This is a genomic window from Haemophilus parainfluenzae, from assembly GCF_003253005.1.
GTDB lineage: Bacteria > Pseudomonadota > Gammaproteobacteria > Enterobacterales > Pasteurellaceae > Haemophilus_D > Haemophilus_D parainfluenzae_M.
Genome location: NZ_QEPZ01000004.1, coordinates 21,814 through 44,738, shown reverse-complemented (window position 1 = coordinate 44,738; position 22,925 = coordinate 21,814). Strand labels below are relative to the sequence as shown.

Below are 22,925 nucleotides of genomic sequence, written 5' to 3'. Positions count from 1 at the left end.
CATAAGGAGAAAGAATGCTCGACTTTTTTAAGCAATTATCCCTTAAACGTTCAGCGTGGATCTTTTTGGCATTTACTGCATTTGCCTTAGAATCGACCGCACTTTATTTTCAATATGGTATGGGGTTACAACCTTGCGTACTTTGTGTTTACGAACGTTTAGCTATGGTAGGGTTATTTATTGCTGGTTTTATCGGCGTCTTAGCCCCTAGTTCACTTATTGTCCGCATTTTTGCTCTTATTGTGGGTTTATTTAGTGCAATCAAAGGATTAATGATCTCAATTCGTCACCTTGATTTACAAATGAACCCTGCGCCATGGAAACAATGTGAATTTATACCAAACTTTCCAGAAACGTTACCATTCCATAAATGGCTACCTACGGTGTTCAATCCAACTGGTAGCTGTAATGAAAGCCAATGGTCACTTTTCGGTATCACCATGGTGCAATGGTTAGTTTTTATTTTTGCGGTTTATGTCATTGTGTTAGGATTAATTACACTTTCGCAAGTGAAGAAAAGTCGAAATCGACGCCTCATTTTTAAGTAGCCTAATCGCATACTAAAAAGCCTAGAGAGATCCTCTAGGCTTTTTTATTACTGAAAGTTATTCTGTACTCAACATTATTCAAGAAAGAAATACCAATAAGGCATTAAGATCAACCAAATAAAGGCACTGAGAATAACAACAAATTTAAAACTGAAGTGTTTTGTTTTATGACGAAAGCGTTTCATCCCACAATAAACACCAATAAACCCACCAAGAAGGCTTAATAGAAAGAAAGTATTTTCAGAAATTCGCCAGCCATGACGAACCGCGCGGATTTTGTCTTTCCACATTAAAAAATAAGCGGCGATATTTACCGCCGCTAACATCACAAATAAAAGCTGAATCAGCATTATGCGTAAACAGGAAGACGTTTGCAGATTGCCAATACTTTTTCTTTGGTTGCTGCAATCACTTGTTCTTCGTTTTCTTTGCCTAATGCATCTAATACATCACACATCCAGCCGGCTAATTCACGACAGTCTTGTTCAGTAAAGCCACGACGGGTCACCGCTGGTGTACCAACACGAATACCAGAAGTCACAAATGGTTTTTGTGGATCATTTGGTACGGAGTTTTTATTCACTGTGATATTCGCTTTACCTAGTGCTGCATCTGCTGCTTTCCCTGTTAAGCCTTGTTTGATGAAGCTCACTAAGAATAAATGGTTTTCTGTACCGTTTGAAACCACGTCATAACCACGTTGTTTAAACACTTCTACCATCGCTTTCGCATTTTTAATCACGTTGGCTTGATATTCTTTATAAGCTGGCTCTAATGCTTCTTTGAAACATACTGCTTTCGCCGCAATAATGTGAACTAATGGACCACCTTGGTTTGCAGGGAAAACTGAAGATTGCAAGCGCTTATAAAGCTCTTCATCACCGCAAGAAGAAAGGATTAAACCACCACGTGGACCACCTAAGGTTTTATGAGTAGTGGTTGTGACAACATGTGCGTATGGTAATGGGTTTGGATATAAACCTGCTGCAATTAAGCCCGCAACGTGAGCCATATCAACGAATAAATACGCACCCACTTCATCCGCGATTTCGCGCATTTTTTTCCAATCCACCACTTGAGAATAAGCAGAGAAACCTGCCACGATCATTTTTGGTTTATGTTCTAATGCTTTTTGACGCACATCTTCATAGTCGATTAAACCATCAGCGGTGATACCATAAAGTACAGAATTATAGATTTTACCGGAGAAGCTCACTTTCGCCCCATGAGTTAAGTGACCACCATGTGCTAAATCCATCCCTAAAATGGTATCGCCAGCATTGATTAATGCACCATATACTGCTGCATTCGCTTGTGAACCTGAGTGCGGTTGAACATTCACGTAATCTGCACCAAATAACTCTTTCGCACGATCAATCGCCAACTGCTCCACAATGTCTGCGTACTCACAACCGCCGTAGTAACGTTTACCAGGATAGCCTTCAGCATACTTGTTAGTAAACTGTGAACCTTGCGCTTCCATTACGCGTGGACTCGCATAGTTTTCAGATGCGATAAGCTCGATATGCTCTTCTTGACGACGATTTTCGTCCTGAATGGCTTGCCATAGAACCGGATCGTAATCAGCGATGTTCATACTTTTTTTAAACATTGTGTTTTCCTCGTTGTTTGAATTATTTGTGTATAGTTTACCTGTTTCCAAGTAAAAACTTAATCAAAAATTTCGATCATATTTTTCATTATTACAATGAAAAACATTCATTTATCTAAATCGAGCCTTTTTCTTTCACTAATTTCTCAATTAGTTTAACTTCTTTTGTTTTCTCGCCTGCACCCAGTTTACGGCATTGGCTGGTCTCTTTCGTATAAGTATTAAAATTAGTCATACTGGTTGGGCTTTTTATTTTAATCTTCATATCCAAATGATTACCGCAACTATTACAAGGTGAAACAAATCCCTTATCATACTCTTTAAATTCTGGAGATTGTTCAATAATTTTCGCGACTTGTGGTGAATGCACGGTTTTAAATAGACGATCCGTAAAGTCATAACTTAACTTGTCATCATTCGCCTGCCATTTAGCTTTAGCTTGCAATAAATAACGCACCCAGCCTTCTTTTGCCTCAATCTGTGAAATGCCACGTAAAAGCACCGTTTGATCCGCACGATAAGTGATATAATCAAAATGCTCGACAAGTAAAGGGGATTTGGCTGCAGGTTTTACATGGCAAATCCAATCGCCGACTAAGGCTTGTTCTTGTTCAGTTTGCTGATGAGCTACCGTACACCCTGAGAATAATACAGCAACAAGACCACCTAATATTAATTTTCTCATGAGATATTCCTTTTATTGACCGTAGAGATAACTTCCATCACAACAAAGTAGAGAAATTGTAGTTCAATCCGGAATATGTAAAAGGCGGCAGTTACATAAATCATCACTCTCAAATTCTGATATTTCACCTGCAACCTTATTCGGAATTGGAAATAAACGTACAGTTAGTGGTTTATTTAAGCGAAATGCCATCGTTCCTGTGTCGCGCATAATAGCTGCAATGCTTTCTGCCTTGACATATCCCGCCACTGGGACTGTGTCTAAACCGATACCACATACAGCACTATAAGTCAGTAAAGCACGGATATCAAAATAGTGTTTTTGTGTACCTTCGGCTAAACCTAAATCTTCTGTCACCGCCAACATCAATCCAGAAAACCCAACCAATGGCACGTGTTGGATTGATTTAAAAACTTTTGTCAGTAAAGCAGAAACTTCTACTGAACCAGCCGCACCAAAATATGGCAATCCCATTAATTCATAAACTTTTGTCATGGATGCACAATTTTTAGATGGTGCCGCCGAACTATCAATGCCTGCAAATTCAAATGCACCCGACAATTTAACCGCACTTAACATATCTAGTATTTCATCTACATGATATTGCAGAGCCTGCGACATAGCTTGATAGCAATCTGCATAAAATTGATTATGAGGAGACTTTGGTACAGATTTTAATACTTCGACTAATAAATCTGGTGTTTCTAAACCAATGACAAAACTGTTTGGCAAATGACTTAGATGATAACCGGCAGGGAAATAAGGAATAAATGGCTTGCAGTTAAAATTGACAGTAAAGTTAAAATTACCTTCACCACGTGGTGTGATGTTTGCAATTTTTTGTACGGCATAAACAGATTGCTCAATGAGTTCATTATCTAACACACCATTTTCGTCTAATGGCACGTTGACACAAGCATTACACAAGTCTCCATAAGCCGCGATTAACTCAGGCAATAAAGCAATTTCCTCTGTATTTCTAGCTGCACCAATAGCAAATCGAATACGAATTCCACTTTCATTAAATTTATTCAATAACTCCGTTAAATACTGTAAATCTGCTTTTGCCGTCTGCAAATTGGTTAAATCCAAATATTCACCAAAAGGATTGGTAATGACTCGAATCGATTGCAAGGTATAACCAGCTTTCTGCACAGCAGGCAATAACAAATCAACATCACGTTTCACCGAATAAAGTGCGCTTTCCCATTGCGATTTATCTTTATGTAATGTTAGAAAAAAACTTATTGTGCGAATACGACATAATTCTTTATTTTTATAATCCATGCGATACCTTAACATTTAATGTCGTTATTTTTGCTGCTCACGTTCAACAGCACGATAACCAATATCTCGACGATAAAAACGTCCAGACCATTGAATTTGCTCAGCGAGTTTTAAGGCTTTTTGTTGCGCTTCAAATACACTTTCGCCTAACGCAGTAACACAAAGCACGCGACCGCCGTTCGTGACTAACTTGCCTTCTTGTTCTGCAACGCCCGCTAAGAAAACTTTCTCATTTTCGACCGCACTTTGTGGTAAACCGCTAATCACATCACCTTTACGATAATCGCCTGGATACCCTTCCGCAGCTAATACAATACCTAAGGACGCTTTTGGATGCCACTGGGATTTCACTTCATCCAATTTTCCCTCGCAAGCCTTAAGAGAAAGCTCAACGAGATCGGATTCAAGACGAAGCATAATCGGCTGCGTTTCCGGATCGCCAAAACGACAGTTAAATTCAATCACTTTTGGTTGACCGTTCGGCATAATCATTAGTCCTGCATACAAGAAACCTGTGTAAACATTGCCTTCCACTGCCATGCCATTGACCGTTGGATAGATCACTTCTCGCATAATGCGATCATGAATTTCTGGTGTCACCACTGGCGCAGGCGAATACGCGCCCATACCGCCAGTATTTAAGCCTGTATCATTTTCACCTACGCGTTTATGATCTTGGCTAGTCGCCATAGGTTCGACATTTTTACCGTCCACCATGACGATAAAACTGGCTTCTTCGCCATCTAGAAATTCTTCAATAACCACCCGACTGCCAGCTTTACCGAAGGCATTGCCAGAAAGCATATCGCGCACAGCCTCTTCCGCTTCCTGCAATGTCATTGCCACGATTACACCTTTGCCCGCTGCCAAACCATCTGCTTTTACGACAATTGGCGCACCTTTTTCACGCAAGTACGCTAATGCTGGCTCAACTTCGGTGAAGTTTTGATATTCTGCCGTTGGAATTTTGTGACGAGCGAGGAAGTCTTTGGTGAATGCTTTTGAACCTTCCAATTGCGCAGCTGCTTTAGTTGGACCAAAAATCTTCAATCCAGCTTCACGAAATGCATCAACCACACCAATCACTAGCGGTGCCTCTGGTCCTACAATGGTTAATCCAATTTGCTTATCTTGAGCAAATTTCACTAATGCGGGAACATCAGTCGCAGCAATGTTTACGTTTTCTACTTTGTGTTCCAATGCTGTACCTGCGTTGCCTGGTGCGACAAAAACTTTATCTGCTAGTGGAGATTTTGCAGCTTTCCAAGCCAAGGCGTGTTCACGACCGCCATTTCCGATGATGAGGATGTTCATAATGCTCCTTGTATCTTTTTGAATTTAATCCCCTCTTTAGCAAAGAAGGTTAGGGGAGATTTGGCAGAAGTTATTTCAACCTCATAGTATATTTAGCATCGTTTAAATCTCCCTCTAACCCCCTCTTTACGAAAGAGGGGGGAGGTATAAGTCGCTCATTAAGCGAAGTGACGACATAAATTAATGTCTAAAATGACGCATTCCAGTCAATACCATCACCATATTATGTTCATCTGCTGCATCGATGACTTCTTGATCGCGCATTGAGCCACCTGGATGGATCACACATTGAATACCTACTTTCGCCGCTGCATCAATACCGTCACGGAATGGGAAGAACGCATCAGATGCCATTACACAACCGGCTACGGTTAAGCCTTCGTCCTGCGCCTTAATACCCGCAATCTTAGCAGAATACACACGGCTCATTTGACCTGCACCAATGCCGATGGTTTGGTTATCTTTGGCGTAAACAATGGCATTGGATTTCACGAATTTCGCGACTTTCCAGCAGAACAATAAATCTTTTAATTCCTGTTCGGTTGGTTGACGTTTGCTCACCACTTTTAAATCATCCAAACCAACCATGCCTAAATCGGCATCTTGTACTAACAAGCCACCGTTCACGCGTTTGAAATCTAAACGTTCAGAACGAGAAGTCCATTCACCACATTCAAGCAAACGAACATTTTTCTTACGTTTCACGACTTCTTGCGCTTCAGCAGAAACTTTCGGTGCAATAATCACTTCAACGAATTGGCGTTCCACAATTTCATTCGCGGTTTTTTCGTCTAATTCACGGTTGAAAGCAATAATGCCGCCAAATGCAGAAGTTGGATCGGTTTGATAAGCGCGATTATAGGCTTCTAAAATATCTTTTCCTAAAGCCACGCCACATGGATTGGCATGTTTAACGATCACACAAGCCGGCTCATCAAATTCTTTCACGCATTCAAGTGCTGCATCAGTATCAGCAATATTATTGTAAGACAAGGCTTTACCTTGGAGTTGATTAGCCGTAGCCACGCTCGCCTCTTTCACATTCAAATCAACGTAGAAAGCAGCATTTTGATGTGCATTTTCGCCGTAACGCATGGTTTGTTTACGTACGAAGTTAAGATTTAAAGTCCGCGGGAATTGACCACACTTCGCATTCGCATCTTCTTCCTCTGCCACATGATACGGTTTCACCATTTGTCCAAAGTAGTTGGCAATCATGGAATCATATTGAGCGGTATGTTCAAAGGCTTTAATCGCAAGGTCAAAACGGGTTTCAAGTGTTAGGCTGTTTTGGTGTTTATCCATTTCCGCAAGAATTGCGTTGAAATCATGATTATTCACCACGATCGCCACATCTTTATGGTTTTTCGCTGCAGAACGCACCATGGTTGGTCCACCGATATCGATATTTTCTACCGCATCAGCCAAGGTACAATCTGGTTTAGCCACAGTGGCCGCAAATGGATATAAATTCACGACAACCATATCAATGCCTTCAATACCATGTTTCTGCATGATGGCATCATCTGTACCACGACGACCTAAAATCCCACCGTGCACTTTTGGGTGTAAGGTTTTCACACGACCGTCCATCATTTCTGGGAATCCCGTATAATCAGACACTTCAGTTACCGGCAAACCATGCTGCTCCAACAATTTTGCTGTACCGCCTGTGGAAAGTAGTTTTACACCACGCTGTACTAAGCCTTGAGCAAATTCTACAATACCGGTTTTATCAGAAACACTCAGTAAAGCCTGACGAATTGGACGATCTGTCATTACATTTTCCTTTCATTAAATGGTTAAAAATAAGCGGGGTGAATTATAACGCAAACGTTTGCGTTTATATAGAGAAAATTTTCTTGGTAAGCGCAATTAAAGTGCGGTGGTTTATTTAAGCGATTTTAAAAACAAAAAAGCCCGCAAAATGCGGGCAATAAATGAATAAGATGATTGATTAACGTTTTCGGTTATCTAAAGAAAATGCGCCAGCACCAGCAAACACAAAATAGAAGAACACTAAAGAATAAAATAAAGCAAGTTCACCACCGTTCGCGATTGGGAAGAATAGATTTCCTTTACCTACAGCGTGCATAAAGAAATACGCATAAGCCATCTGACCTGAAAGGATAAATGCCGCTGGGCGAACAAATAAACCTAAAATTAATAGGATTGAACCGACAATCTCGATTACTCCACCGACAATCATCATTGGATCGCCTACTGCGCCGTTACCGCCCGTCATTGAAATTGGGAATTCCCAGAATTTCGCTGTGCCGTGTAAGAGAAACATATACGCAGCGATGATACGTAATAAAGCTAAAACATACGGAGCGTATTTTTCTAAGTTTTTCATAAAGTTTTCCTAATAAAAAGTGATTTGAGAACAGGGCGTATATTAATGATTAACTTAAAGACAAACAATACCTAAAATCGAAAAGGACTTTTTACGATTAAGAAATAATTTTATGGTTTACTGATTTTCTCAATCCATTGTAGAAACTCAACGGACTGCATGAATCCGTTAACACGACTGCCTTCAATTTCTTTTCCATCTCGGTCAAAGAATAAAATCGTCGGTAAACCTAACACTTTATATTTTGTCATTAAAGCGCGGTTTTCTTCGGAGTTTTTTGTCATATCGACTTGAAGAAGCAGCATGTCACCAAAGGCTTTTTGGACACTTGGATCACTAAATGTTTCTTTTTCAAACTCTTTACACGCCACACACCAATCCGCATAAAGATCGAGCATCACAAGTGGTTTGTTATTTTCAGCAAGTGCTTGTTGCAATTCAGCTTCGCTTTTCACTTTCTTAAATTCAACATGGGAAACCACTTTATTTTCGACCGCACTTGGTGTTGAGGTTTCGCCCCACACCCAAGTTTGAAGCGGTTTAACACTAATCATGGCTGCCACTAAAAAGAGAATTCGGAATACCCAACCTGTGCCATTTTTCGGCATCTGAAAAGCAAACCAGATGAAAAATGCGGTACCGAGCATCGCCCATAATCTTGGTGTCCATTCCTCTGGCAAAATACGAGAAATTAAGAATACCGGTAATGCGAGCATCACAAAGCCAAAGAGCTTTTTGACCGTTTCCATCCACATGCCTGATTTAGGCAGGATTTTATTCCCAAATAAAGTGATTAAAATCAGCGGTACGCCCATACCCAACGCAAGCAAATAAAGCGTAATCGCACCAGTAAACAAATCCCCACTCTGCGCCACATAAAGCAAAGCACCTGAAAGCGGTGCGGATGTGCAAGGTGAAGCCACAAGTCCCGCAATCATCCCCATTAAGAACACGCCACCAAAGGCACCTGCTTTTTGCTGTTGGCTAAGTAAAGAGAGTTTTGTTTGTAAGGAGCTTGGGAGCTGTAAGGTAAATACACCGAACATCGACAAGGCTAACAAGACAAAGATGATTGATAAACCAATCATCACATAAGGATGTTGTAAAGCCACTTGGAATGGCAAACCAATTGCAGCCACAACCAAGCCTAATAAGGTGTAAGTCACCGCCATCCCCTGCACATACACAAAGCTTAATGCGAAAGCGCGCCACATATTAGGGCGTTGATTTTGACCAATCACAATCGCTGAAAGCAGTGGTAGCATTGGCAATACACAAGGGGTAAAGGCCAAACCTAATCCTAACAAGAAGAAACCAAATACAGCATATTTGCTGTTAAATAAACTTTCCGCTAAACGGTCTTGTTCTGCTTTGGGTTGTGCTGAAAGTGCGGTCGAGTTTTCCGATGTTTTTTCAGTATTAGCGACCTGTGCAATAGGCAAATCTGCCACTTTAATTTCTTTCACTTCAGGAGGATAACAAAAGCCCTCAGTACAACCTTGGTAAGCAATCTCAACCATATCTTCTGCTTTTAATGGCGACTGACTCGCTTTAAAAATAGCTTGCACAGGCTTTTTGAAAATCTTCATTAAGCCAAAATAAGGATCGTTATAATCTTCAGGTGAAATAGAAAATGTCGGCTCATCAAATGATGAGGTTTCCTCTTGGTTGAGCTTCACGGAAATTTTCTCTTGATAGAGATAATACCCTTCTGCAATCGACCAATTGACGATCACATTTTCTTGATTCTCGCTTTTCGCAGCTGAAAATTGAAAAGCTTCATCCACTGGCAAGAAAGCCGGTTTCTTATCAAAAAGACCGGCTTGAGTGGAAAGTGCGGTAAAAATAAAAAATAAAAAAAGAAGAATTCGCTTCATCATAAAGTTCCAACTATTGTTCCTGCTAAAATTCTAGCATAAATAAGCGGAATGTTAATAATTTATGACTTAGATCATAAAATTAAATGTAATTTAAACAATGACCGCACTTTTCTGTTGTTACAGCAATGTTACAATTATAGAATATGCCCATAACGAAGTATAACAAGGAGCAACGAATGGCTACCCCAAAAATTCTCATTGTGGAAGATGAAGCGGTAACCCGTAATACGTTAAGAGGAATTTTTGAAGCTGAGGGCTATGAGGTATTACAAGCACAAGATGGTGCAGAAATGTATCGTCAGTTAAACTCAGAAACGGTTAATCTCATCGTATTAGATATCAACTTACCTGGTAAAAATGGTTTATTACTAGGGCGTGAGTTACGTGAGAAAGCTGCAATTCCATTAATCTTCCTCACGGGACGAGATAACGAGGTCGATAAAATTTTAGGCTTGGAAATTGGGGCAGATGATTATCTCACTAAACCATTTAACCCAAGAGAACTCACCATTCGTGCACGAAATTTATTGCATCGCACCATGACACTAAATGGCAAAGAAACCCATTTACAACGTGAGAACTATCGTTTTAATGGGTGGACACTGGATTTAAATAGCCATAATTTAATCACACCTGAAGGCGTTGAATTTAAACTGCCTCGTAGTGAATTCCGTGCCATGTTGCATTTCTGCGAAAACCCTGGCAAATTGCAAACTCGTGAAGAATTATTGCTAAAAATGACAGGACGTGAATTAAAACCACAAGATCGTACTGTGGATGTAACAATTCGTCGTATTCGAAAACATTTTGAAGATCATCCTAATACACCAGAAATTATTGCTACCGTGCATGGTGAAGGCTATCGTTTCTGTGGTGAGTTAGAAGAATAATTGATCATTAAGTAATAAAAGGCTGAGTCAAATCAGCCTTTTGTTTTTTGCTATCCACTGCGAGATTCGGTAAAATCAACGCCAATTTACGATTAATAAACAACGGATAACAATGACCAAGAAAAAAGTCAAAGTCGGCTCCAACACCATTGCGTTAAATAAACGAGCTCGATACGAATATTTTATTGAAGATGAAATTGAAGCCGGCCTTGAATTACAAGGTTGGGAAGTAAAATCAATGCGCGCAGGTAAAGCCAATATCAGCGACAGCTATATCATTTTTAAAAATGGGGAAGCCTATTTATTTGGCGCAACCATTCAACCATTAAGCTTGGCCTCGACCCACGTAGTTTGCGATCCGACGCGTACGCGTAAGCTTTTATTGAATAAACGTGAACTGGATAATCTTTTCGGTAAATCAAGCCGTGATGGTTTTACCATTGTTGCCCTTTCTCTTTATTGGAAAGGTGCTTGGGCAAAGATCAAAATCGGTCTTGCGAAAGGTAAAAAACAACATGATAAACGTGATGATATTAAAGAGCGTGAATGGAAAGTAGCGAAAGAGCGTATTATGAAAAACGCACATCGTGGATAACTCTCCCTCCAAACTGACAAAATGCCTTTCAATCGAAAGGCATTTTTCTTTTTCTCAATATGAAAAAAATTCTCATAGCCATGAATAAAATTATATTGATAATCATTCTCTTTTGAATTAGTATCTTCGCCCAATTCTTTTCGTTATATAAGGAGCTCTAATGAAAAAAGGCATTCACCCTGAAAATTATCGTACTGTTTTATTTTATGATTCCAACGCAAAACAAGGCTTTCTGATCCGTTCTTGTGCTAAAACCAACAACACCATGAAATGGGAAGATGGTAATGAATACCCTGTATTTATGTGCGATACCTCATCTGCTTCTCACCCATTTTATACTGGTAAAACTCGTCAAATTGGTAATGAAGGTCGTGCAAGTGAATTTGCAAGCCGTTACGGTAAATTTGGCGCATTTAAATCAAAATAGGAATGTTCAATGAAAGTATTATCTTCACTCAAAAGCGCAAAAAACCGTCCTGGCTGCAAAATTGTTCGTCGCCACGGTGTCGTTTATGTCATTTCGAAAACCAACCCTCGCTTTAAAGCGCGTCAAGGTGGGAAAAAGAAAGGTTAACCCCAATAAAAAAAGAGCGGTCAAATTGATCTGACCCCAAAAAGTTAGACTGTTATTTAAAGGATTGTTTTCGATATTGTATCGGACTCAGTCCTTTTAATTTTAGTTGAATCCGTCGATGATTATAGTAATCCAAATAATCTCTGACGGCATCAACTATCTCCTCTCTACTGTTAAATTCCCGACCATAAAAGCATTCCGTTTTTAATCGCCCAAAGAAACTTTCCATTGCGGCGTTGTCCAAGCAATTCCCTTTTCTCGACATACTTTGAATGATGCCATGTTCAGCCAAGATTCGACGATAAGCTACCATTTGATATTGCCATCCCTGGTCTGAATGTAAAATGACACCACAAGCTTTATTTAATCCTTTGACGGCTTGCATTAACATGTCCTCTACTTGCGCCCAGTTTGGGGAATAGCTGAGATTATAGGAGACTATCTCATTGTTAAATAAGTCTAAAATTGGGGATAAATAGACTTTACTCCCATCTTTCGCCTTAAACTCGGTGATATCGGTCACCCATTTTTGTTTCGGGGCCGTTGCACTAAAATCGCGTTCAAGATGATTCGGTGCAATCACCCCTATCGTGCCTCGATAGGTGGTAAATTTCTTGCTTTTTCTTGACCGTACTTGAAGCCCAAGTGTCTGCATTAAACGTTGAACTTTTTTATGATTCACGCCTGGCAAGCTGGCATGAACACGTCGGTAACCATAATCAGGATGATTGGCTTTGATGCGTTGAATGGTCTTTTTCAACAACTCATCCTTATCCGGTTTAATCTGAAGTTTCGCAAAAAACGTACTACGCGCTAACTGTGCAAATCCTAAAAGCCATTTTAACGGATAGCGTGTTCTTAACCTTTGGATAATTTCCGTTGCTCGGCTTCGTCCTGAAGTCTGAGCCTTCTCAACTCCTTTAGGTAGGCCACCTCCGCTTCAAGCTGTAAAATTCTCAGGCGTAAACGGTCTTCTTCAGTTTTGGGTGACGGTGGCATTTTTGCATATTTGGGTTTCATCGGCGGTCGTCTTGATGGTTTACGGGGAATAAGTCCTTTTATGCCACTTTTTTCAAACCGTTTCAACCATATCCCGACTAGGGCGTTGGAAGGAATATTGTAAAAACGAGCTGCTTCTCGAATACTCATTTTTCCTTTTAGAATAGGTTGAAGAACCTGTAATTTAAATTCGATTGTGTAGTGTTTACCCATAAAAAAATCTGCACCTCAATTGTTGGTTTGTTGAGTCCAACTTTTGGGGTGCAGATCAAATTTCCGCTCTTTTTTCATTTAGGCATTAAGGTTTGTAAATAAACTCAACACCTTCTTCATCTTCTTCGTCCCAATCATCCCAGTCGTCATCGTCATCTTCATCATCAAATTGATGTTCAGCGAGCTGTTCTTGATGGTAATCTTCCCATTTGAATTTCACTTCTTCCGGTTTATTTTCTTCTACTTCCGCATCACGTGGATTCGCTTCAATGAAATCCATAATATCACGACAAAGTGGTGGCACATTTTTACCGGTTGCGGCGGAAATAAGGTGATACCCTTCTTCCCAACAAAGACGTTCGGTAATCTCTTGAGCACGTTCATGCGCCTCTTCTTCTGTCATCGTATCAATTTTGTTGAAGACTAACCAACGCGGTTTATCTGCCAACTTTTCACTATATTGGAATAATTCTGACTCAATGATCGCAATATTATCTGCCGGATCGGATTCATCAATTGGGTTAATATCCACTAAATGAATTAACACACGACAACGTTCTAAGTGCTTTAAGAAACGAATACCCAAACCCGCACCATCCGATGCACCTTCAATCAATCCAGGAATATCTGCCACTACAAAGCTATGGCTCTCATCCACTTTCACTACGCCTAAACTTGGTACTAAAGTGGTAAATGGATAATCAGCAACTTTTGGTTTTGCGGCTGAAACGGCTCGAATAAAGGTGGATTTACCCGCATTCGGTAAACCTAACATCCCGACATCCGCAAGAAGCATCAATTCTAATAATAAATCGCGTTTTTCCCCTGGTGTACCCATGGTTTTTTGGCGAGGTGCACGGTTCACCGAAGATTTAAAACGTGTATTACCTAAACCATGATAACCACCTTTCGCCACTAACATTCTCGCACCATGCTTTGTTAAATCGCCAAGCACTTCTTTAGTATCATTATCAATTGCACGCGTTCCCACCGGCACACGTAACGTAATATCTTTACCGCGGCGACCGGTACAATCTGAACTATGACCATTCTCACCGCGCTCAGCTGCAAAACGTTTCGTAAAACGATAATCGATCAAAGTATTTAAGTTTTCGTCTGCAACCAAATAAACATCACCGCCATCACCGCCATCACCACCATCAGGACCACCTTTGGGGATAAATTTTTCACGGCGGAAACTTACACAACCGTTTCCACCATCCCCTGCTTCCACACGAATCAGGGCTTCATCAATAAATTTCATAAAAACTCTCCAATATTTAACCGCACTTTACTTTGATTGCGGTAATAACTTATGTCCGATTGCCGACAAAATTGCTCCGCATACTACAACAAACGCCCCGATATAGCTAATCATATTTAATTCTGGCGTGGCAAAATTATCAGGGCTCGCATAATGCGCAAGATGAGCAAAGAAAATTGTAAATAGTGGTACTAAGGTAATCACAACGCTGACTTTAGAAACTTCCCAACGATTAAGGGCTTCAGCATAAGCGCCATAACCAAATAAGGTATTTAAGCAACAATAAGCCAAACAACCAAATGCTAACGGACTGAGCTCTCTCACTTGGGAAAATTCAGCAACAGGTGTAAAGACTAAAAGACAGACGAAATACATCATTAATAAAACTTGTTGTGAGCTAAAACGACGGAGCATGAGCTTTTGTGCCATACCATAAGCAACCCAAACTAATGAAGCGGTTAGACTTAGTAAGACACCCGTTAAATAACCACTCTCTCCTTTAAACATCTCAAGCTTATCATTGAAGAAAAGCACCAACCCAACCAATAACAAACCTAAACCAATTTTTTGATGTAATCCGAGCTTTTCTTTAAAGACAAAAATACCGCAAATTAACATGCCAAAAGAAGAAAAATGAATAAAAATCTGAGCTGAAGAAGGATCAATAAAATTAAGTGAGCTATTAAATAAAAAGAAATTACCCGCTAATCCTGCTACACCTATGATTACAAGCCAAATAAAACGACCACCTTTCGAAAATTGTGGTAACTTTTTCTTGTAGCCTAGCAAAATCAATAGTGCAAGAGAAGCCACCGCAAATCGATACCAAACGATCGTTTGTGGCGTCATCACGGATAAAACCTGTTTTAACGCAATAGGTAAAGATCCCCACGCCATCGCTGTAATTAAAGCGAAGAGAAAACCTAAAAAAGGTTGTTGTTTCATGATGTCTTCCTTTATTTGGCTAAAGCACAGTTAGGAATTCAGGTAAATTTCATTCTAAGAAATATTGAAGAGAATGAATGACAGTACCAAGATAACAGATTTAATTAATGATTGTAAATCACAGGTAAGAAAACAAAGAAAACGCCCCACAGATAATGCGGGGCGTTTACCAAATCAGATGTAAAATTATTCAGTTACAATACTTACGTATTTACGGCTTTTCTCGCCTTTCACTTCAAATTTTACTTTACCGTCAGCGGTAGCAAATAAGGTGTGGTCACGACCCATACCTACGTTGTTACCTGCGTGGAATTTAGTACCACGTTGACGTACAATGATACTACCTGCTAATACAGATTCGCCACCGAAACGTTTAACACCAAGGCGTTTAGCTTCAGAATCACGACCGTTACGAGTTGAACCACCAGCTTTTTTAGTTGCCATCTACTTGATCTCCTCTGAAATTATGCTTGAATCCCAGTGATTTTCACTTCTGTGAACCACTGACGATGACCTTGTTGTTTACGGCTGTGTTTACGACGACGGAACTTAACGATTTTAACTTTATCGCCACGACCTTGTGCCACAACTTCAGCCACTACTTTCGCGCCAGCTACTACTGGTGCACCAATTTTAACATCTTCACCATTAACGACCATCAACACTGAGTCGAACTCAACTGTTGCGCCAGTTGCAAATTCAAGTTTTTCTAAACGAACTACTTGACCTTCGCTCACACGGTGTTGTTTACCGCCACTTTGGAAAACTGCGTACATAAATACTCCGCTATAATTGTGCTTCTCCGTTACTATTTTCGGTCCGCACTTCAAAATTCATATAAATAGGTTGCAAATTCTACGGAAAAAACAACTCGATCGCAAGCATTTATTTGCAATAAAATAAAAAAAAGCGCTTTTCCTCGAGTTTAATTTCAGAAACCCTGAAAAATCAGGTAAAATTCACCGCACTTTCTTTTATATACACAACCATCGAACCAAATGAAGATGAACAAACAAGATTTAATGGATATGCATGCAATCCAAGCATTAACCGATGCGGATATGCAGAAAGTCAACCAAGCCATTTTAGCACAAATTAACTCCGATGTGCCGATGGTTAATCAGCTTGGTTTTTATATTGTACAAGGTGGCGGAAAACGTATTCGGCCACTTATTGCGGTTTTAGCAGCTCGTGCGTTAGGCTACGAAAGCGATAAAGTAGCAACTTGCGCTACTTTTGTGGAATTTATTCACACTGCTTCTTTATTACATGATGATGTGGTGGATGAATCTGATATGCGTCGTGGTCGAGCAACGGCAAACTCTGCCTTTGGTAATGCGGCTAGCGTATTAGTAGGCGACTTCATTTATACTCGTGCATTCCAGTTAGTGGCACAATTACAATCGCTAGATATTCTTCGAATTATGGCAGATGCCACCAACGTGTTGGCGGAAGGTGAAGTTCAACAATTGATGAATGTGAATGATCCGGATACCACAGAAGAAAGCTATATGCGCGTGATTTATAGTAAAACAGCACGCTTATTTGAAGTGGCGGCACAATCTGTTGCGATTGTTGCAGGTACTGAAAAATCAATTGAAACGGCATTTCAAGAATATGGTCGCTATCTCGGTACCGCATTCCAATTAGTAGATGATGTGCTAGATTACAGTGCTAATGCAGCCGCATTAGGTAAAAATGTGGGTGATGACCTCGCCGAAGGTAAACCGACTCTTCCTTTGTTACACGCAATGCGTCACGGCAATCCACAACAAGCTGCGCTTATTCGCGAAGCCATTGAACAAGGCGGAAAACGTGATGCGATCGATGAAGTGCTTGCGATTATGGCTGAACATAAATCCCTTGATTATGCGATGGATCGTGCTAAACACGAAGCACAAAAAGCCGTTGATGCCATTGCCTTATTACCTGAAAGTGAATACAAAAAAGCCCTAATTTCACTGGCTTATTTATCGGTAGACCGAACTTATTAATATGACTGAAGAACAAATTCAACCGCAAAGTGCGGTCGATTCTCAACCTAAATTTCAAAAAACGCGTAAACAAAAAGTGCGCAAGGATCCCAATGCGCCTTTTATTCGTGAAAAACTTGAATTACCTGAAGGACATAATAAGTTGCTTCTCCACTCCTGCTGTGCGCCTTGCTCAGGTGAAGTGATGGAAGCCATTTTGGCCTCTGGTATTGAGTTTACGATTTATTTTTACAATCCGAATATTCATCCATTAAAAGAATATTTAATTCGTAAAGAAGAAAACATCCGTTTTGCCCAAAAATTTGGGATTCCGTTTATTGATGCTGACTACGACCGCCAACAATGGTTTGATCGCGCAAAAGGCATGGAATGGGAACCGGAACGTGGCATCCGTTGCACTATGTGTTTTGATATGCGTTTTGAAAAAGCCGCTGAATATGCTCATGAACATGGTTTCCCTGTGTTTACTAGTTGCCTTGGTATTTCTCGCTGGAAAGACATGGATCAAATCAACGGTTGCGGTCACCGTGCGGCTGAAAAATATGATGATGTGATTTATTGGGATTACAACTGGCGTAAAGCTGGCGGATCGCAACGCATGATCGAAATCAGTAAGCGTGAACGTTTTTATCAGCAAGAATATTGTGGCTGCGTTTATTCTTTACGAGACAGCAATAAATGGCGTGAAGAAACAGGGCGACAAAAAATTGAAATTGGTAAACTCTATTACACGCCCGATTAAAAATACATAAAAAAAGAACCGCACTTTCAACATGCGGTTCTTTTTTATTTAATCGACGATAAGGCGCCCACCTAATGCATTCTCTAAAGAATGATCTAACTGTTGAATTCGCGTACATAACACGTTTTCAATCTGGGCATTTTTATTCTTTTCTTGAGTTAATTCAAAACTTAAATTCAAGGCAACAATAGAAAGCACACGGTCTAATTGCAATAAACCTGTACGCTCTTTCATTTCAGATACTTGAAGATCTAAATTACGCGCCGCTTGACGCAAAATCTCTTCTTGTTCGGCAGGGACATTCAAGCGCAGCACTTGCCCTAATACAACAACTTCAACCAGTTTTAATGACATGTTATTCCCTTATGTTGAATGCTCAAGTGGTCCTATTATGCCACAGCCAAATGCCTTCGTCATACTTTTTACGTTTAATTGACCGCACTTTATCCGTTCGCCCCATTTCGCAATTTACGCTATAATGCGACACTTTTCATTATTTTTGAACGGAATATTTATGCCAACTATCGCTCCTAATCCATTAGTCCTAGTGGACGGTTCATCTTATTTATATCGTGCTTTTCATGCCTTTCCACCACTCACCAATTCTGCCGGTGAACCGACTGGTGCCATGTACGGTGTATTAAATATGCTCAAAAGCCTGATTTCGCAAGTGCAACCGAGCCATCTTGCGGTAGTCTTTGATGCAAAGGGCAAAACTTTCCGTGATGAAATGTTTGAACAATATAAATCCCATCGTCCACCGATGCCAGACGATCTGCGCAAACAAATTCAGCCGTTACACGATATTATCCGCGCCCTTGGCATTCCTCTTTTAGTCATTGAAGGCGTGGAGGCTGACGATGTCATCGGTACCTTAGCGGTAGCCGCCTCCAAAGCCAATCAAAAAGTCTTGATCAGCACCGGCGATAAAGACATGGCTCAGCTAGTGGATGACAACATTATGTTGATCAACACCATGAATAATTCCTTATTAGATCGCGATGCTGTGATTGAAAAATACGGTATTCCACCTGAACTCATCATCGATTACTTAGCGCTAATGGGTGATAGCGCCGATAATATTCCAGGCGTAGCGGGTGTGGGTGAAAAAACCGCTCTTGACCTCTTGCAGGGTATCGGCAGCATGGCAGAAATTTATGCCAACTTAGACAAAGTGGCTGAATTACCAATTCGTGGGGCAAAAAAATTAGGTGATAAATTATTAGCGGAAAAAGAAATGGCCGATTTATCCTATCGCCTTGCCACCATCAAAACCGATGTCGCCCTCGATATTACTCCAGAACAACTCACTCTTGGTGCAAGTAATAATGACCAACTTACCGAATATTTCGGCCGTTATGAATTTAAGCGTTGGCTCAATGAAGTGATGAATGGAGCTGATTCCATCACCAATAACAACGAACAACCGACTAAGATTAATCACTATCAAGCTACGCCTGCGCTCGCTCAAGACAATAGAGATGAAGCATTGCCAGCAATTCAAATTGATCGTAGCCGTTATGAAACCTTGCTCACCGAAGCCGATTTAAATCGTTGGGTGGAAAAACTCAATCAAGCCAAACTTTTTGCGCTAGATACTGAAACCGATAATTTAGATTATATGGCCGCCAACTTGGTCGGTATTTCCTTTGCATTAGAAAATGGTGAAGCCGCTTATTTACCGCTACAATTAGATTATTTAGGTGCACCGAAACCCCTTGAAAAAACAACCGCACTTTCGCTGTTAAAACCGGTTTTAGAAAATCCAGCCATTCAAAAAGTCGGGCAAAACTTCAAGTACGACCTCACCATCTTTGCCCGTAATGGCATTGATGTGCAAGGTGTGGCTTTCGATACCATGTTGGAGTCCTATGTGCTCAACAGCACCGGTCGCCACAATATGGACGATCTGGCAAAACGTTATTTAGGACATCAAACCATCAGTTTTGAAGAGATTGCAGGCAAAGGAAAAAATCAGCTGACCTTTAACCAAATTCCGTTGGAGCAAGCCGCTGAGTACGCTGCGGAAGATGCTGATGTGACAATGAAACTGCAACAAGTGCTATGGGAAAAACTTTCTAAAGAACCAAGTCTTGAAAAACTCTTTAAAAAAATGGAATTGCCGTTGTTAGGTGTACTTTCCCGTATGGAACGTCGTGGTGTCTTAATTGATAGCGATGCACTATTCCTACAATCTAACGAAATCGCTAACCGTTTAAGTGAATTAGAAGAACAAGCCTATGTCTTGGCTGGGCAGCTATTTAATTTAGCTTCCACCAAACAATTACAAGAAATTTTGTTTGATAAATTAGGTTTGCCAGTCATTCAAAAAACACCAAAAGGTGCACCATCCACTAACGAGGAAGTATTGGAGGAATTGGCATTTAGTCATGAATTACCGAAAGTATTGGTAGAACATCGTGGGCTAAGCAAACTAAAATCCACCTACACTGACAAATTGCCGCAAATGGTGAATCCACAAACGGGTCGAGTACATACTTCCTACCATCAAGCGGTGACAGCCACCGGTCGTCTTTCATCAAGTGATCCGAATCTGCAAAACATTCCAATTCGTAATGAAGAAGGCCGTCGTATTCGTCAGGCATTTATTGCACGCGAAGGTTTTACTATTGTTGCGGCCGACTATTCGCAAATCGAGCTGCGCATTATGGCACACCTATCACAGGATCAGGGCTTAATTAACGCCTTTTCCCAAGGCAAAGATATTCACCGTTCTACCGCAGCAGAAATCTTTGGTGTCGCACTAGATGAAGTAACGTCCGAACAACGCCGCAATGCTAAAGCAATTAACTTCGGTTTAATTTATGGTATGTCTGCCTTTGGCTTATCGCGCCAACTCGGTATTGGCCGCGCCGATGCCCAGAGCTATATGGATTTATATTTCAAACGCTATCCAGGCGTACAAACTTTTATGCACGATATTCGTGAAAAAGCCAAAACCCAAGGCTATGTGGAAACCCTATTCGGCCGTCGTTTATATCTGCCGGATATCAACTCCTCTAACGGTATGCGCCGTAAAGCAGCCGAACGTGTAGCGATCAATGCACCAATGCAAGGCACTGCCGCAGACATTATTAAACGAGCCATGATTCAATTAGATCAAAAACTACAAAACGATCCCGATATTGCGATGATTATGCAAGTGCACGATGAATTAGTGTTTGAAGTGCGGTCAGAAAAAGTTGAGTTTTATAGCGAGCTCATCAAAACACAAATGGAAAGCGCAGCTGATTTAGTGGTGCCATTGATTGTAGAAGTAGGTCAAGGCACTAACTGGGATGAGGCGCACTAAGGAATATAGTCATGAATAAAGTTATTCAAAGTCAGCACTTTAAGGCAGAACGTGCTTGGGGAGCACTTGATATTACCAATATGAATGGTATTTCCGTACGTCTACACTGGACAGATAAACCTTACAAATGGCATATCAATGACGGTGAAGAAGTCTTTGCTGTCATGGATGGTTCAGTGGAAATGCGCTACAAAGAAAATGGTCAAGAGAAAGCAGTATTGCTCCATACGGGTGATATTTTTTATGCGGGTATCGGTACCGAACATGTTGCTCATCCACAAGGTGAAGCGCGCATATTAGTCATAGAGAAAGAAGACAGTATTTAACAAATTAAAAAGAATTTTATGAATCAAAAAAGACTCAACGAAATCGAAAAATCATTAATTCAAATTGTAGAACGCGATGTGGTTCCGGCACTTGGCTGTACTGAACCTATCTCTTTGGCGCTTGCTGCAGCAACTGCGGCTAGATATTTAGGCAAAACACCGGAACGTATTGAAGCTAAAGTATCACCAAACTTAATGAAAAATGGATTGGGCGTTGCAGTACCGGGAACGGGCATGGTGGGCTTGCCTATTGCTGCAGCAATTGGTGCTTTAGGCGGTGATCCTGAGGGGGAGTTGGAAGTGTTAAAATACATCACGCCAAAACAAGTTTCACAAGCCAAAGCGATGCTTGATAAAAAGCTCGTGAATGTCGATATTCATCAAACCGATCATATTTTATATTCGGAAGCCGTGTTGTTTGCGGATAATGAACGAGTGAAAGTAGCGATTCAAGATCAACACACAAACATCATTTTAATTGAAAAAAATGGCGAAGTTGTTTTTGAGAAAGAACACGATGAATGTGCTGATTGCGATCCTTATGATATTTTCAAACAGGTGAGCGCACGTGAAATCTTTGAATTTTCTTGTGAAGTTGAGCTCGATAAAATCCGCTTTATCGGACAAGCTGCTACGCTCAACCGCGCACTGTCTAACGAAGGATTACGTGAAAATTACGGCTTACACATTGGCAGAACATTACGCAAACAAGTCGGTAGCGGTTTAATGTCTGACGATTTGCTCAGCAAAATCATGATCGAAACCACTGCTGCTTCTGATGCACGTATGGGCGGTGCCACATTACCAGCAATGAGTAATTCTGGTTCAGGCAACCAAGGTATTGCCGCGACTATGCCCGTGGTTGTGGTCGCCGATTATTTAAACGTGAGTGAAGAAAAACGCCTCCGATCCCTCTTCTTGTCACACTTAATGGCCATTTATATCCACAGTAAATTACCCAAACTGTCTGCCCTTTGTGCGGTAACAACCGCATCAATGGGAAGCTGTGCGGGCATCGCTTATTTGCTCACAGGTAAATTTGAAACAGTGAGCATGGGGATTTGCAGCATGATTGGTGACATCAGCGGAATCATCTGCGATGGCGCATCCAATAGCTGTGCAATGAAAGTGTCCACTAGCGTGGCATCTGGCTATAAATCGGTACTCATGGCAATGGATGAAACCCATGTTACGGGCAATGAAGGTATCGTTGAACACGATCTCGACCGCACTATCGACAATCTATGCTCGATTGCCTCTAAGAGTATGCACCACATCGATCGCCAAGTGATTGAAATTATGGTGAGTAAGCCTTGCCCTTAAGCCCATTTAAAACAATAAAGTGCGATTTATATCGCACTTTATTTTATTTTTGTGATCAATTTCAA

25 protein-coding genes are annotated in these 22,925 nt (G+C 40.8%); 10 read left to right on the top strand and 15 right to left on the bottom strand.

The annotated features are described in order from the left end of the window. The first annotated feature begins 14 nt into the window (after positions 1–14). Positions 15–548, top strand: coding sequence for a disulfide bond formation protein DsbB (gene dsbB, locus DPV97_RS05875; RefSeq protein ID WP_070712904.1), 534 nt, complete (start codon positions 15–17; stop codon positions 546–548). A 74-nt stretch (positions 549–622) separates the two neighbouring features. Here dsbB and DPV97_RS05870 read toward each other — a convergent pair whose 3' ends face one another. From DPV97_RS05870 to DPV97_RS05835, 8 genes are all read right to left on the bottom strand, one after another. After that, the gene (locus DPV97_RS05870; RefSeq protein WP_070712905.1) at positions 623–898 is read right to left on the bottom strand and encodes a DUF1294 domain-containing protein; all 276 of its coding nucleotides are present in this window, start codon (positions 896–898) and stop codon (positions 623–625) included. After that, complete coding sequence (glyA, locus tag DPV97_RS05865; RefSeq protein ID WP_070712907.1) at positions 898–2,160, bottom strand: serine hydroxymethyltransferase; 1,263 nt, start codon at positions 2,158–2,160, stop codon at positions 898–900. The genes DPV97_RS05870 and glyA overlap by 1 nt, the downstream gene beginning before the upstream one ends. A 115-nt stretch (positions 2,161–2,275) precedes the next feature. After that, complete coding sequence (locus tag DPV97_RS05860) at positions 2,276–2,845, bottom strand: hypothetical protein (RefSeq protein WP_070712909.1); 570 nt, start codon at positions 2,843–2,845, stop codon at positions 2,276–2,278. Positions 2,846–2,908: 63 nt separating this feature from the next. After that, positions 2,909–4,132, bottom strand: coding sequence for a DUF711 family protein (locus tag DPV97_RS05855; RefSeq protein WP_070712910.1), 1,224 nt, complete (start codon positions 4,130–4,132; stop codon positions 2,909–2,911). 24 nt (positions 4,133–4,156) lie between these two features. Next, positions 4,157–5,446 carry a phosphoribosylamine--glycine ligase gene (purD, locus tag DPV97_RS05850; RefSeq protein WP_070712912.1) on the bottom strand — a complete coding sequence of 430 codons (1,290 nt, stop codon included), beginning with the start codon at positions 5,444–5,446 and terminating at the stop codon, positions 4,157–4,159. A gap of 180 nt (positions 5,447–5,626) precedes the next feature. Continuing rightward, entirely contained in the window at positions 5,627–7,225 is a 1,599-nt protein-coding gene (purH, locus tag DPV97_RS05845) for a bifunctional phosphoribosylaminoimidazolecarboxamide formyltransferase/IMP cyclohydrolase (RefSeq protein WP_049362345.1), read from the bottom strand. A 178-nt stretch (positions 7,226–7,403) separates the two neighbouring features. After that, on the bottom strand, positions 7,404–7,802 hold the full coding sequence (locus tag DPV97_RS05840) for a DoxX family protein (protein WP_049362347.1): 399 nt from the start codon (positions 7,800–7,802) through the stop codon (positions 7,404–7,406). A gap of 110 nt (positions 7,803–7,912) precedes the next feature. Beyond that, on the bottom strand, positions 7,913–9,679 hold the full coding sequence (locus DPV97_RS05835) for a protein-disulfide reductase DsbD (RefSeq protein ID WP_070712913.1): 1,767 nt from the start codon (positions 9,677–9,679) through the stop codon (positions 7,913–7,915). Between the two features lie 179 nt (positions 9,680–9,858). Between DPV97_RS05835 and arcA the strand changes: the two genes are divergently transcribed. From arcA to ykgO, 4 genes are all read left to right on the top strand, one after another. Then, positions 9,859–10,572 (top strand): two-component system response regulator ArcA, encoded by a 714-nt coding sequence (gene arcA / locus DPV97_RS05830; RefSeq protein ID WP_065243792.1) that lies wholly within the window; start codon positions 9,859–9,861, stop codon positions 10,570–10,572. A 112-nt stretch (positions 10,573–10,684) separates the two neighbouring features. Beyond that, positions 10,685–11,167: an SsrA-binding protein SmpB gene (smpB, locus tag DPV97_RS05825; protein ID WP_070712915.1), complete on the top strand. Its 483-nt coding sequence runs from the start codon at positions 10,685–10,687 to the stop codon at positions 11,165–11,167. Positions 11,168–11,327: 160 nt separating this feature from the next. Continuing rightward, the gene (locus tag DPV97_RS05820) at positions 11,328–11,594 is read left to right on the top strand and encodes a type B 50S ribosomal protein L31 (RefSeq protein ID WP_014064115.1); all 267 of its coding nucleotides are present in this window, start codon (positions 11,328–11,330) and stop codon (positions 11,592–11,594) included. A 9-nt stretch (positions 11,595–11,603) separates the two neighbouring features. After that, positions 11,604–11,741: a type B 50S ribosomal protein L36 gene (ykgO, locus tag DPV97_RS05815; protein ID WP_005695435.1), complete on the top strand. Its 138-nt coding sequence runs from the start codon at positions 11,604–11,606 to the stop codon at positions 11,739–11,741. 52 nt (positions 11,742–11,793) lie between these two features. Here ykgO and DPV97_RS05810 read toward each other — a convergent pair whose 3' ends face one another. The 6 genes from DPV97_RS05810 to rplU all read right to left on the bottom strand — a co-directional run bounded on the left by DPV97_RS05810 (position 11,794) and on the right by rplU (position 15,938). Then, a complete protein-coding gene (locus tag DPV97_RS05810; protein ID WP_243585070.1) occupies positions 11,794–12,612 on the bottom strand; it encodes an IS3 family transposase in 819 nt (272 codons plus the stop codon). Then, the gene (locus tag DPV97_RS05805) at positions 12,600–12,953 is read right to left on the bottom strand and encodes a helix-turn-helix domain-containing protein (RefSeq protein WP_075876080.1); all 354 of its coding nucleotides are present in this window, start codon (positions 12,951–12,953) and stop codon (positions 12,600–12,602) included. The genes DPV97_RS05810 and DPV97_RS05805 overlap by 13 nt, the downstream gene beginning before the upstream one ends. An 85-nt stretch (positions 12,954–13,038) precedes the next feature. Continuing rightward, entirely contained in the window at positions 13,039–14,217 is a 1,179-nt protein-coding gene (cgtA, locus tag DPV97_RS05800; RefSeq protein WP_070713018.1) for an Obg family GTPase CgtA, read from the bottom strand. A 27-nt stretch (positions 14,218–14,244) separates the two neighbouring features. Continuing rightward, positions 14,245–15,162: a DMT family transporter gene (locus DPV97_RS05795; RefSeq protein WP_070713017.1), complete on the bottom strand. Its 918-nt coding sequence runs from the start codon at positions 15,160–15,162 to the stop codon at positions 14,245–14,247. 186 nt (positions 15,163–15,348) lie between these two features. Continuing rightward, the gene (rpmA, locus tag DPV97_RS05790; protein WP_005539872.1) at positions 15,349–15,606 is read right to left on the bottom strand and encodes a 50S ribosomal protein L27; all 258 of its coding nucleotides are present in this window, start codon (positions 15,604–15,606) and stop codon (positions 15,349–15,351) included. 20 nt (positions 15,607–15,626) lie between these two features. Continuing rightward, the gene (rplU, locus tag DPV97_RS05785) at positions 15,627–15,938 is read right to left on the bottom strand and encodes a 50S ribosomal protein L21 (protein ID WP_049362355.1); all 312 of its coding nucleotides are present in this window, start codon (positions 15,936–15,938) and stop codon (positions 15,627–15,629) included. Between the two features lie 228 nt (positions 15,939–16,166). On the opposite strand from rplU, the gene ispB reads away from it, so the two are divergent. Together ispB and DPV97_RS05775 are read left to right on the top strand one after the other, a co-directional pair. Further along, complete coding sequence (gene ispB / locus DPV97_RS05780) at positions 16,167–17,156, top strand: octaprenyl diphosphate synthase (protein WP_070713015.1); 990 nt, start codon at positions 16,167–16,169, stop codon at positions 17,154–17,156. A gap of 1 nt (position 17,157) precedes the next feature. After that, a complete protein-coding gene (locus DPV97_RS05775) occupies positions 17,158–17,898 on the top strand; it encodes an epoxyqueuosine reductase QueH (RefSeq protein WP_049362358.1) in 741 nt (246 codons plus the stop codon). Between the two features lie 48 nt (positions 17,899–17,946). Here DPV97_RS05775 and DPV97_RS05770 read toward each other — a convergent pair whose 3' ends face one another. Then, complete coding sequence (locus DPV97_RS05770; RefSeq protein WP_049362360.1) at positions 17,947–18,252, bottom strand: cell division protein ZapA; 306 nt, start codon at positions 18,250–18,252, stop codon at positions 17,947–17,949. Positions 18,253–18,412: 160 nt separating this feature from the next. Here DPV97_RS05770 and polA point away from each other — a divergent pair, with 160 nt between their 5' ends. The 3 genes from polA to DPV97_RS05755 are packed head-to-tail and all read left to right on the top strand — an operon-like array spanning position 18,413 to position 22,860. Continuing rightward, positions 18,413–21,211 (top strand): DNA polymerase I, encoded by a 2,799-nt coding sequence (gene polA / locus DPV97_RS05765; protein WP_070713014.1) that lies wholly within the window; start codon positions 18,413–18,415, stop codon positions 21,209–21,211. 11 nt (positions 21,212–21,222) lie between these two features. Then, entirely contained in the window at positions 21,223–21,537 is a 315-nt protein-coding gene (locus tag DPV97_RS05760) for a cupin domain-containing protein (protein WP_070713012.1), read from the top strand. An 18-nt stretch (positions 21,538–21,555) separates the two neighbouring features. After that, the gene (locus tag DPV97_RS05755) at positions 21,556–22,860 is read left to right on the top strand and encodes an L-cysteine desulfidase family protein (RefSeq protein WP_070713011.1); all 1,305 of its coding nucleotides are present in this window, start codon (positions 21,556–21,558) and stop codon (positions 22,858–22,860) included. The last annotated feature ends 65 nt before the right edge of the window (positions 22,861–22,925 follow it).